The following is an 11,228-nucleotide window of genomic DNA, read 5'->3' on the forward strand; positions in this document are numbered from 1 at the left end:
GGCCGGGTGAAGATCGCGCTCATCGACTCCGGAATCGGCCTGCTGGCGGCCACCGCAGCGGTACGGCGGCTGCGCCCCGATGCCGATCTCGTCCTCTCCTTCGACCCCGCGGGCATGCCCTGGGGCCCCCGTACCCCCGAGGGTGTCACCGAGCGCGCCCTGGCCGTCGCCGAGGCCGCCGCCGCCCGCCGGCCCGACGCGCTGATCATCGGCTGCAACACGGCGACCGTGCACTCCCTGCCCGCGCTGCGCGCGCGTCTCGAACCCGGCATTCCGGTGATCGGCACGGTCCCGGCGATCAAGCCGGCCGCCGCCGCCGGCGGCCACGTCGCCATCTGGGCGACCCCCGCCACCACGGGCAGTGCGTACCAGCGGGGACTCATCGAGAACTTCGCGGACGGCGTACCGGTCACCGAGGTGCCCTGCTGGGGACTGGCGGAGGCCGTCGAGCACGCCGACCGGGCCGCCATCGACGCCGCCGTGGCCGCGGCGGCGGCGCTCACTCCCGGCCACGTGACGACCGTCGTCCTGGGCTGCACCCATTACGAGCTCCTGGCGGAACGTATCCGCGCCGCTGTCCAGCGCCCCGGCGCCGCCCCCCTCGTGCTGCACGGCTCCGCGGGTGCCGTGGCCGCCCAGGCGCTGCGCCGGATCGGTGCGGAGCCGGCCCCCGACGCGCCGGTCACCGGCACGGTGACCGTGCTGCTGAACGGCCGGGAGGGCGAACTGCCCGAGGCCGCACTCGACTACGCCGAGGCCAGGCTGCTCCGCACGGCCAGCCCTGTCGTGTCCCGGTGAACCCTCCGGAGTCGGCGATACCCACGATGTGAGCAGTCACCCTCCGCAACGCGGTACCCGCGCAGCGAAACCTGGGTAATCTCGTAGGCATGAGGGACCACCTCCGCGACCACTCGCCGGACGAGGACGCCTCGCACCCGGATGTCTGGACGGGGCGCGCCACGAACCGGGTCCAGTGGCTGCTGGCGCTGGTCGGGGCGGCCTGCCTGGCGCTCGGTATCGAACTGGCCGTGGACTCCGCCTGGACCTCGGGTGTCACCGCGCTGGTGATGGCCGTCGTCGGCTGTATCGCCGCCGGGCTGCTGGTCCTCTTCGGGACCCTTGCCTTCGTGCACGTCGACCTGAGACTCGACAGGGAGTGTCTCGAAGTCCGCTGCGGTCATATAGGAGTACCGCGCCGTCGCATTCCGCTCTCCCATGTGGCCGGCGCCGACTTCTCCCCGCAGATCACCCCGCGCCACTGGGGCGGCTGGGGCTACCGCTGGCGGCCCGAGAAGGGCACGGCCGTGGTCGTCCGCCGCGGCGAGGGCATCGTCCTGCGCCTGTGGGACGGCCACACCTTCACGATCACCGTGGACAACGCGGAGTCCGCGGTGCGTGTCATCAGGGAGCGCCTGCGGACGATCACCCCGGGCACCGCGCACTGAGGCCGCAGGCCGTACAGAGGGCTGCTCTTTTTCGTCACCTATGGCCGGACCACGTGTGGCGTGATCACATGTGGCTCGGTCGCCCCCCTACGGCGGCACCTGTAGGGCCAGGTGACCCACCGCCGGCCCGCACAGTCGTACGCCTCAGGCGCCAGGTGCCCCCGCCACAGGTGCCCCCGCCACCCAGGGGCGTGCCGTCGCCAGACCCGCCAGCAGGCCCGCGCCCACCGACACCGTGGTGAAGCTCAGCGCGTCGCCGACGGCGGCGATCGCGGCCAGGGCGGTGAGTGCCCCGCCCGCCGTGAGGGCGACCGGCGTCGAGCGCGGGGACCGCCACAGGACGTACAGGAGCCAGCAGAACGCGGTGGCCGGCAGCAGGACGCCGACCAGGCCCTGCTCGGCAGCCAGCTGCAGCGTCGCGGAGTGCGGCTTGCCGTCCGGCATCAGGGCCTCGGACGCGGTGCCGCTCAGTTCGCCGAAACGCCCGGGACCGACGCCCACGGCGGAGTTCCGGTGCGCCAGACCCAGGGCGTCCCGCCAGAGGTGCACGCGATGCTCCGTGAGCGGGCCCGCCAGGGCGGAGGCGAGGCCCGCCGGCAGGACATCCGCGGCGACCGCCCAGACCGTGCCCGTCACCAGCGCCGCCGCCAGCGCCAGCCCGGCGACGGCCGGACCCCGCCGGCGCATCCGGCCCGTGGCGAAGGAGCACAGCAGGACGGCGGCACTGGCCGCGCAGCCGGCCGCCGAGCCCACGAACGCGCCGGTCACCGTGATCCCGGCGGCCAGTGCCCGCAGCCCGAACCGCAGCACCGGGACCGCCGTCGCCCACGCGGCGCAGCACGCGGCGCCCGTCGCCAGTACCAGCAGCGCCGCGACGGCGCCCGCCTGGCCGAGCGGGGTCGTGGGCTGGGGGCCCTGCGCCAGCCGCGGCATCGCGAGCGCGAACGCCAGCCCGGCCAGCGCGCCCGCACCCGGCGCGGCCACCGGCAGCAGCGCCCCGGACATCCGGCCCGCGGCGTAACCGGCGGCCACCGCGAGCACCGCCAGCAGCACCCCCTCGGGCCGTCCGTCCCGGCCGGCCGCCGAGATCAGCGGCCACGCGGCGCACGCCCCGAGCACCACGACGCCCACCACATCAGAAACGTTTCGTCTGTCGCTGTCCGCATCCATGTCGGCAGCGGACGTCGTCGTCCCGGTCGACCCCACCGTCGCCCCCCGTACCCCGGTCCCCCGACCTGCGGCAGGCCCCGCCGCCCGCCTCGGCACACCGTAACCGGTGATGCCCGCTTTGTGGACGACTTGCGCGGGAACGGAGCGATTCCTGCCCGCCGGGACCGTGCTGTCGGCCGCAAGGTCAACCGCCGTACACTCCCGGGGTGACCGTCACCGCAACTTCCGTGGACCAGTCGGACCAGCTCACGCCGCGCCCCGCGCCCCGCGCCCGCGCGCTCCGGCTGCTCCGTCGCCTGGTCCCGGCCGCCGCCTCCGCGCTCAGCGGAGTGCTGCTCTACGTCAGCTTCCCGCCGCGCACCCTGTGGTGGCTGGCGCTGCCCGCCTTCGCTGGATTCGGGTGGGTGCTGCGCGGCCGTTCCTGGAAGGCGGCCCTCGGCCTCGGTTACGTCTTCGGGCTCGGCTTCCTGCTGCCCCTGCTGGTGTGGACCGGTGTCGAGGTCGGCCCCGGGCCGTGGCTCGCGCTGGTGGCCATCGAGGCGATCTTCATCGCGCTGGTGGGTGTGGGGGTGGCCGCGGTCTCCAGGCTGCCGGCCTGGCCGGTGTGGGCGGCCGCCCTGTGGATCGCGGCCGAGGCGGCACGCGCGCGTGTCCCCTTCCGCGGCTTCCCCTGGGGCAAGATCGCCTTCGGCCAGGCGGACGGCGTCTTCCTGCCGCTGGCCGCGGTGGGCGGCACCCCGGTGCTCGGTTTCGCCGTCGTCCTGTGCGGGTTCGGTCTGTACGAGGCGGGACGGCTGGCCGTCGAGTTCCGGCGCACCCGTGAGGTCCGGCGCGGGGCGGCCGCGGTGGCCCTGCTGAGCGTCGCCGTGCCCGTGGTGGGCGCGGTCGCCGCGCAGGGACTGGTGAGCGACAGGGCCGAGGACGGTTCGGTCACCGTCGCCGTCATCCAGGGCAACGTCCCGCGGGCCGGACTGGACTTCGCGTCGCAGCGGCAGGCCGTGCTCGACTACCACGTGAAGGAGACGCTCAAGCTGGCCGCCGACGTCAAGGCGGGCAAGGTCGCCAAGCCGGACTTCGTGCTGTGGCCGGAGAACTCCTCCGACGTCGATCCGTTCGCCGACGCCGACGCGGCCGCCGTGATCGACGGCGCCGCCAAGTCGATGGGCGTGCCCATCTCGGTCGGCGGGGTCGTCGAGCGGGACGGCAAGCTGCTCAACGAGCAGATCCTGTGGGACCCGGTCAAGGGCCCGACCTCGACCTACGACAAGCGGCAGATCCAGCCCTTCGGCGAGTACCTCCCGCTGCGCGGACTGGTCGGCGCGATCAACAAGGACTGGACCAGCATGGTCCGCCAGGACTTCAGCCGGGGCACCAAGCCCGGTGTGTTCGACATCGACGGCACCAAGGTCGGCCTCGCCACCTGCTACGAGGCCGCCTTCGACTGGGACGTGCGGGACACCGTCACGCACGGCGCCGAGATGATCTCCGTGCCGAGCAACAACGCCACCTTCGACCGCAGCGAGATGACCTACCAGCAGCTCGCCATGTCCCGGATCCGCGCGGTCGAGCACAGCCGGACCGTCACCGTGCCGGTGACCAGCGGCGTCAGCGCGGTCATCATGCCGGACGGGAGGATCACCCAGAGGACCGGCATGTTCGTGCCGGCCTACCTGGTGCAGAAGGTGCCGCTGCGTACCTCGGAGACGCCCGCGACCAGGCTGGGCATCCTCCCCGAGATCGCGTTGGTGCTGGTCGCGGCGGGCGGGGTCGGCTGGGCGATCGGGGCCGGGATGCGCGGCCGGCGCGCCGGTGACGCGTAGCCGTACGCCCGCTGTACGCCCCGTGGCTTCGGCCGGGGGCGCGGAACCCGGCCGTTAGGGTCGGTCCATGGCTACTCCTGACTTCATCCGCACGATCCGGGCCGCCGCCGGGCACCAGCTCCTGTGGCTGCCCGGGATCACCGCCATCGTCTTCGACGACGCGGGCAGAGTGCTGCTCGGCCGCCGCACCGACACCCGCAGGTGGTCGGTTATCGGCGGCATTCCGGAGCCGGGGGAGCAGCCGGCGGCCTGCGCCGTGCGGGAGGTCTTCGAGGAGACGGCGGTGCGCTGCGTCGCCGAGCGGGTGGTCCTCGTCCAGGCGCTGAACCCCGTCACCTACCCGAACGGCGACGTCTGCCAGTACATGGACATCACCTTCCGCTGCCGGGCCGTCGGCGGCGAGGCCCGCGTGAACGACGACGAGTCGCTGGAGGTGGCCTGGTTCGACGTGGACGCCCTGCCGGAGCTGAACGAGTTCGGGGTGTTCCGGATCAAGCAGGCCATGTCGGATGCACCCACATGGTTCGACGCTACGGCTTTCAGCTGAAATATGTGCGCTGACGACATGTGGGAGTGAGGGGCCGGAACCTAGGCTCGATCCATGAGCTCGCCCAGTACCCGCTCCGTCCCCGGCCCCGCCCCGGACCTGCGCGGCCGCACCGCCCTCGTCACGGGTGCCGCCGGCGGCATCGGCCGCGCCTGCACCCTGCGTCTCGCCGCCGCCGGCGCCCGGGTCAGAGCCGTCGACCGGGACGAGCCGGGACTGGCCGAGCTGGTGGACTCGGCCGGACGGGCGCTGGACCCGGCGGGCGGCGGGGCCGTCGAACCGTACGTCCTCGACCTCACCGACCTCGACGCGGCCGAACGCGCAGCGGCCGGCACCGACATCCTCGTCAACAACGCGGGCATCCAGCTGGTCCGCCCCATCGAGGAGTTCCCGCCTGACGTCTTCCACACCGTGCTGACCGTGATGCTGGAGGCGCCGTTCCGGCTCATCAGGGGCGCGCTGCCGCACATGTACGGGCAGGGCTGGGGGCGGATCGTGAACGTGTCCTCCGTCCACGGGCTGCGCGCCTCCCCCTACAAGGCGGCCTATGTGGCCGCCAAACACGGTCTGGAGGGACTGTCGAAGACAGCCGCTCTGGAGGGCGGCGCCCATGGGGTGACCTCCAACTGTGTGAACCCGGGCTATGTGCGCACCCCACTGGTCGAGAAGCAGCTCGCCGACCAGGCACGGGCGCACGGCATCCCCGAGGAGCGGGTGCTGGCGGAGGTCCTCCTGACCGACAGCGCCGTCAAGCGGCTCGCGGAACCGGAGGAGGTCGCCGAGGCCGTCGCCTATCTCTGCGGCCCCCAGGCATCCTTCGTCACGGGCACCTCGCTGGTGCTCGACGGTGGCTGGACGGCGCACTGAGGGGGCGGAACGCGTCGGCCGGGCGAGTTTTCCACAGGCCCGACGGGCCACAGCGACGATACGGAATCCTGTGACCATGTCTCGCGATCACGTGCAGTCCGCCCGGCGGCCGGCCCCCGCCCCGGCGGCCGGTGTCCTCGACCCGGGCGGCGAAGCGCCCTGGGATGCCGAACCCGCGTACCTCGACCTCCTGGCCAGGGGCGCCTCGGCGGAGGCGTACGAGCAGCCGGTGCTGATCGCCCGCGCCGAGAACCGGTCGCCGGAGCGGATCGCCGCCCTGGAGCGGGCCAAGCTGCTCGCGCTGCGGGTGCGCACCGAGCTGGAGGGGAGACGCCGACGCGAGGCCGAGCTGTCCGCCCTCTTCGAGACCGCGCACGACCTGGCAGGACTGCGCGACGTGGACGCCGTGCTCCAGGCCATCGTCCAGCGCGCCCGCTCCCTGCTCGGCACCGACGTCGCCTACCTGAGCCTCAACGACCCGGCGCGCGGCGACACCTACATGCGGGTGACCGAGGGCTCGGTCGCCGCCCGCTTCCAGCAATTGCGACTCGGCATGGGGGAGGGGCTCGGCGGACTCGTCGCACAGACCGCGCGCCCGTACGTCACCGACGACTACTTCAAGGACGACCGCTTCCGGCACACGCTCACCATCGACGCCGGAGTGCGCGACGAGGGGCTGGTCGCCATCCTCGGCGTACCGCTCATGCTCGGGCCGCAGGTCATCGGGGTGCTGTTCGCGGCGGACCGGCGGGCACGCGTCTTCGAGCGGGAGCAGATCGCGCTGCTCGGCTCCTTCGCCGCGCTCGCCGCGGCCGCCATCGACACGGCGAACCTGCTCACCGAGACCCGTTCGGCCATGGCCGGACTGGAGCGGGCCAACGAGATCATCAAGGACCACAGCGCCGCCGTCGAACGCGCCTCGGACATCCACGACCGGCTCGCCGAACTCGTGCTGCGCGGCGGCCAGGTCCAGGACGTGGCCGCCGTCGTCTCCCAGGTCCTCGGCGGCACCGTCGAGTTCGCCGGCACCGCCGACCCGCGGTCCCTGGAGACGTCGCGCACGGAGGGGCACGCGGTACGGCACGGCGGCGACTGGATCGCCGCGGTCGCCGCGGGCGGCGAACTCCTCGGCGCGCTCGTGCTGCGCGGCCGTCCCGGCCTCGACCCCGTCGACCAGCGCACCCTGGAGCGCGCCGCGATGGTCACCTCGCTGCTCCTGCTGGCCCGCCGCTCCGCCGCCGAGGCCGAACAGCGGGTACGCGGCGAGCTGCTGGACGACCTTCTCGACGCCCGGGACCGCGAACCGCGCCAACTGCGGGACCGCGCCGCCCGGTTGCATGCCGACCTCGACGCCACCCACGTCGTGCTCGCCGCCCGCCCGGAAGGAGCGGTGGCGGACGCCGAGGAGGCTGCGGCGGCGCGCCGCCGGCTGTGGTCGGCCGCCTCCCACCTCGCCGGCACCCGGCAGGGCCTGGCCGCCGCCCGCGACGGCGGCACCGTCCTGCTGCTGCCCCTCGGCCCCGGCGACAGCGCCGCCGACGTGGCCCGGCGCACCGCCCGGTACCTCGGCACCGCCGTCCGCCGGCCGGTGAGCGTCGGTGCCTCCGCCCCCGTCACCGGCCTCGCCACCCGCCCCGACACCGTGGCCGCCGCCTACGCCGAGGGCCGCCGCTGCCTGGACGCGCTGAACCTCCTCGGCCGGGAGGGCGACGGCGCCGCCGCGGAGGACTTCGGGTTCCTCGGCCTGCTCCTCGCCGGCGAACGGGACGTCGCCGGGTTCGTCACCCGCACCATCGGGCCGGTCGTCGCCTACGACAGACGGCGCGGTACGGAACTGCTGCGCACCCTCGACGCGTACTTCGCCTGCGGGATGAGCCCGGCCCGCACCAAGGACGTGCTCCACGTCCACGTGAACACGGTGGCCCAGCGGCTGGAGCGGGTGGCCCGCCTCCTCGGCGACGACTGGCAGAGCCCGGCCCGCGCCCTGGAGATCCAGCTCGCGCTGCGGCTGAACCGGCTGGGGGCACCGCCGGAGCGCCGCTGATCCCCCGAGGCGGGGGACCGGCGGCGCGGACTCAGTGGGCGGGTACGTCCTCGCCGCGCGCCGAGACGGTCGCGGCGCCGTCGTCGGCCAGGTCGCGCCGCCTGGTCTCCTTGGCCACGCCCACCGCGATCAGAGTGAGCACGGACGCCGCGATCACGTACAGCGCGATCGGGGTGGAGCTGCCGTAGTCGGCCAGCAGGGCGGTGGCGACGAGCGGGGCGGGCGCGCCCGCGGCGACGGACGCGAACTGGGCGCCGACGGAGGCGCCCGAGTAGCGCATCCGGGTCGCGAACATCTCGGCGAAGAACGCGGCCTGCGGGGCGTACATGGCGCCGTGCAGCACCAGGCCGACGGTCACCGCCAGCACCAGGTACCCGAACCGCCCGGTGTCGGCGAGGGCGAAGAACGGGAACATCCACAGCCCGATCCCGGCCGCGCCCACCAGATAGACGGGCCGACGTCCGACCCGGTCCGACAGCGCGCCCCACGCCGGGATGACGGCGAAGTGCACGGCGGAGCCGATGAGTACGGCGTTCAGGGCGGTCTGCTCGGAGACACCGGCGGAGGTGGTGGCGTAGACGAGGACGAAGGCCGTGATGACGTAGTAGCTGATGTTCTCCGCCATGCGCGCGCCCATCGCGACGAGCACGTCACGCCAGTGATGCCGCAACACGGAGACGAGCGGCGGCTGTTCGGGCATCCCGGCGCTTCGCCGGGCCTCGGACCGGGCCAACGCCTCCCGGAACACGGGCGATTCGTCGACGGAGAGCCGAATCCACAGGCCGACGACGACCAGCACTCCGGAGAGCAGGAACGGGATCCGCCAGCCCCAGCTCGCGAAGGCGCCGTCCGACAGGACGGTGGTGAGCAGCGACAGCACGCCGGTCGCCAGCAACTGGCCGGCCGGGGCACCGGTCTGCGGCCACGATGCCCAGAAACCCCGCCGGCGCGCGTCCCCGTGCTCGGAGACGAGCAGGACGGCGCCGCCCCACTCACCGCCGAGCGCGAACCCCTGGACGAGCCGCAGGAAGGTCAGCAGGACGGGCGCCGCGGCGCCCACCGTCGCATGCGTGGGCAGCAGGCCCATCGCGAACGTCGCCCCACCCATCAGCAGCAGACTCAGCACGAGCAGCCGCTTGCGCCCGAGCCGGTCGCCGTAGTGCCCGAAGACCAGGGCACCGAGCGGCCGGGCGGCGAACCCGACCGCATACGTAAGGAACGACAGGAGCGTGCCGACGAGCGGGTCGGAGCCAGGGAAGAAGAGCTTGTTGAAGACGAGGGCGGCCGCGGAGCCGTAGAGGAAGAAGTCGTACCACTCGATGGTGGTGCCGATGAGGCCGGCGGCGACGATGCGAGGAAGGTTGGGCGGAGCGGGCGGGGAACTTGTCGGAGACGGCATGGGCACCACTTCCTGGCGTTCGGCGGGGACAGTTGTGTGTCGCCACACGGTAGGAACGCGCAGGCCAAGGGCGTATGTGGTGGGACACCACATTTCTGGGTGCAGGAGTGCGCGCATCGACCATGAGGCCGGGAGTGGCCGGGAGCGGACGGGACGGTCGGGCTGCCGGTGCTGTTGCACCGCTTAATCGAACGTACTAGTCTGTTCGATTAAGGAGGTGGGGTCATGGTGACGCAGGTCAGAAAGACGAAGTCCGAGGAGAGGATCCTGGCCGCGGCGGCCGAGCTGTTCTACGCGAACGGGCTGCGCGGAGTCGGCATGGAGCAGGTCATCGCGGCGTCGGGCGTCGCGAAATCGACGCTGTACGTGCACTTTCGCACCAAGGACGAGCTGGTCGCGGCCTACCTGCGCAGGACGGACGACTCCTGGCTCGCCCAGCTGCAGGGTGCCGCCGCACGCACGGGGGACGACCCTCGCGAGCAGCTCGTCGGGGTGTTCGACGCATTGACGGACGCCTTCGACCGGCACGGCTTCTTCGGATGCCCGTTCGTCAGCGCGGCGGTCGAGGCGGACCTGGACTCGGAGGCCCGGGCCATCACCGTGCAGCACACACGACGCCGTCAGGCATGGCTGACCGAGCTGAGCGAGAAGGCCGGCGCCACCGGCCCCGAGACGCTGGCCCGGCACATCGGACTCCTGATCGACGGCGCCCTGGCCTCCGGGCGCTTGCTCCAGGACCGCACGGTCGTGGACGAGGCGAAATCCGCAGCGCGGCTGCTTGTCGCCGGTCATGTGTGACCGCATGCAGACGCACCAGACACCGGAAAGAGACGCAGTCATGCGCGCAGTGGTCCTGCAGGAGTTCGGCACTCCGCTGATCCTGACCGAGATCGAGAAGCCCACCGCCGGACCCGGCCAGGTGTTGGTCAGGGTCGAGGCCAGTGGCGTCAACCCGCTGGACACCAAGATCCGGGCGGGCCGGGCCGCCCACGCCGAACGCACGCTGCCCGCCGTGCTCGGCCTGGACCTCGCCGGTGTGGTCGAGGAGGTCGGCGCGGACGTCACCGACTTCGCACCCGGCGACGAGGTCTACGGCATGACCGGTGGCGTCGGTGACCTGCAGGGCTCGCTCGCCGAGTACGCGTCCGTCGACGCCCGTCTGCTCGCCCGCAAGCCGGCCTCCCTCACCATGCGCGAGGCCGCCGCCCTGCCCCTGGTCGTCATCACGGCCTGGGAGGGCCTCGTCGACCGGGCGCGGGTCCACCGGGCGCAGAAGGTCCTCGTGCACGGCGGTGCCGGCGGAATCGGCCACGTGGCCGTTCAGATCGCCCGTGCCCGCGGCGCCGAGGTCTTCGCCACCGCGTCGCCCGCGCGGCTTGAGGTCGTCAGGAGCCTCGGGGCGACGCCGATCGACCGCACCACCACCGGCGTTGCCGAGTACGTCGCCAAATACACGGCGGGAGAGGGCTTCGACGTCATCTTCGACACCGTCGGCGGTCCCGTGCTCGACGCGTCCTTCGCGGCGGCACGCACCTACACCGGCCATGTCGTGAGCGCCCTGGGCTGGGGCACCCACAGCATCGCCCCGCTCTCCTTCCGCGGAGCCACCTACTCCGGAGTCTTCACCCTGCTGCCCATGCTGACCGGCCGTGGGCGGGAGCACCACGGAGAGATCATGCGCGAGGCGGCCGCCCTTGCCGACGCGGGCGCACTCAGGCCCCTGCTCGACCCCCGGCGCTTCACACTCGCCACCGTCGCCGATGCCCACGCGGCCGTGGAGACCGGCACGGCCCACGGCAAGATCGTGATCGATATCGACTGACACCCGGCCGTCGGTGACCGGGCTGTCCGTGGCCCGGCCGTCGGTGACTGGGCTGTCCGTGGCCCGGCCGTCGGTGACTGGGCTGTCCGTGGCCCGGCCGTCGGTGACTGGGCT

At 73.2% G+C, this 11,228-nt stretch carries 10 protein-coding genes; 8 read left to right on the forward strand and 2 right to left on the reverse strand.

The window, feature by feature from the left end:
- Positions 1-6: 6 nt before the first annotated feature.
- Entirely contained in the window at positions 7-798 is a 792-nt protein-coding gene (locus AB0472_RS27400; RefSeq protein ID WP_366359979.1) for an aspartate/glutamate racemase family protein, read from the forward strand.
- Positions 799-887: 89 nt separating this feature from the next.
- On the forward strand, positions 888-1,445 hold the full coding sequence (locus AB0472_RS27405) for a hypothetical protein (RefSeq protein ID WP_366359981.1): 558 nt from the start codon (positions 888-890) through the stop codon (positions 1,443-1,445).
- A 144-nt stretch (positions 1,446-1,589) separates the two neighbouring features.
- On the opposite strand, the gene AB0472_RS27410 is transcribed toward AB0472_RS27405, so the two are convergent.
- Positions 1,590-2,615, reverse strand: coding sequence for an O-antigen ligase family protein (locus AB0472_RS27410; protein ID WP_366359983.1), 1,026 nt, complete (start codon positions 2,613-2,615; stop codon positions 1,590-1,592).
- Between the two features lie 206 nt (positions 2,616-2,821).
- On the opposite strand from AB0472_RS27410, the gene lnt reads away from it, so the two are divergent.
- The 4 genes from lnt to AB0472_RS27430 all read left to right on the forward strand — a co-directional run bounded on the left by lnt (position 2,822) and on the right by AB0472_RS27430 (position 7,893).
- Positions 2,822-4,435 carry an apolipoprotein N-acyltransferase gene (lnt, locus tag AB0472_RS27415; protein ID WP_366359985.1) on the forward strand — a complete coding sequence of 538 codons (1,614 nt, stop codon included), beginning with the start codon at positions 2,822-2,824 and terminating at the stop codon, positions 4,433-4,435.
- 67 nt (positions 4,436-4,502) lie between these two features.
- Positions 4,503-4,982 carry an NUDIX domain-containing protein gene (locus AB0472_RS27420; protein ID WP_366359987.1) on the forward strand — a complete coding sequence of 160 codons (480 nt, stop codon included), beginning with the start codon at positions 4,503-4,505 and terminating at the stop codon, positions 4,980-4,982.
- A gap of 54 nt (positions 4,983-5,036) precedes the next feature.
- Positions 5,037-5,849 carry a 3-hydroxybutyrate dehydrogenase gene (locus AB0472_RS27425; protein ID WP_366359989.1) on the forward strand — a complete coding sequence of 271 codons (813 nt, stop codon included), beginning with the start codon at positions 5,037-5,039 and terminating at the stop codon, positions 5,847-5,849.
- 76 nt (positions 5,850-5,925) lie between these two features.
- Positions 5,926-7,893: a GAF domain-containing protein gene (locus AB0472_RS27430; protein WP_366359990.1), complete on the forward strand. Its 1,968-nt coding sequence runs from the start codon at positions 5,926-5,928 to the stop codon at positions 7,891-7,893.
- A 31-nt stretch (positions 7,894-7,924) separates the two neighbouring features.
- Here AB0472_RS27430 and AB0472_RS27435 read toward each other — a convergent pair whose 3' ends face one another.
- A complete protein-coding gene (locus tag AB0472_RS27435; protein ID WP_366359992.1) occupies positions 7,925-9,292 on the reverse strand; it encodes an MFS transporter in 1,368 nt (455 codons plus the stop codon).
- Between the two features lie 225 nt (positions 9,293-9,517).
- Here AB0472_RS27435 and AB0472_RS27440 point away from each other — a divergent pair, with 225 nt between their 5' ends.
- Positions 9,518-10,090 (forward strand): TetR/AcrR family transcriptional regulator, encoded by a 573-nt coding sequence (locus tag AB0472_RS27440; protein WP_366359994.1) that lies wholly within the window; start codon positions 9,518-9,520, stop codon positions 10,088-10,090.
- Between the two features lie 40 nt (positions 10,091-10,130).
- Positions 10,131-11,114: a zinc-dependent alcohol dehydrogenase family protein gene (locus AB0472_RS27445; RefSeq protein ID WP_366359996.1), complete on the forward strand. Its 984-nt coding sequence runs from the start codon at positions 10,131-10,133 to the stop codon at positions 11,112-11,114.
- Positions 11,115-11,228: the final 114 nt, after the last annotated feature.

The organism is Streptomyces sp. NPDC086777, assembly GCF_040702065.1.
Lineage (GTDB): Bacteria > Actinomycetota > Actinomycetes > Streptomycetales > Streptomycetaceae > Streptomyces.

Coding starts and splice junctions, on each gene's coding strand:
- AB0472_RS27420 (WP_366359987.1), top strand. CDS start 4,503: ATGGCTACTCCTGACTTCATCCGCACGATCCGGGCCGCCGCCGGGCAC.
- AB0472_RS27405 (WP_366359981.1), top strand. CDS start 888: ATGAGGGACCACCTCCGCGACCACTCGCCGGACGAGGACGCCTCGCAC.
- AB0472_RS27440 (WP_366359994.1), top strand. CDS start 9,518: ATGGTGACGCAGGTCAGAAAGACGAAGTCCGAGGAGAGGATCCTGGCC.
- AB0472_RS27445 (WP_366359996.1), top strand. CDS start 10,131: ATGCGCGCAGTGGTCCTGCAGGAGTTCGGCACTCCGCTGATCCTGACC.
- AB0472_RS27430 (WP_366359990.1), top strand. CDS start 5,926: ATGTCTCGCGATCACGTGCAGTCCGCCCGGCGGCCGGCCCCCGCCCCG.
- AB0472_RS27435 (WP_366359992.1), bottom strand. CDS start 9,292: ATGCCGTCTCCGACAAGTTCCCCGCCCGCTCCGCCCAACCTTCCTCGC.
- AB0472_RS27425 (WP_366359989.1), top strand. CDS start 5,037: ATGAGCTCGCCCAGTACCCGCTCCGTCCCCGGCCCCGCCCCGGACCTG.
- AB0472_RS27410 (WP_366359983.1), bottom strand. CDS start 2,615: ATGGATGCGGACAGCGACAGACGAAACGTTTCTGATGTGGTGGGCGTC.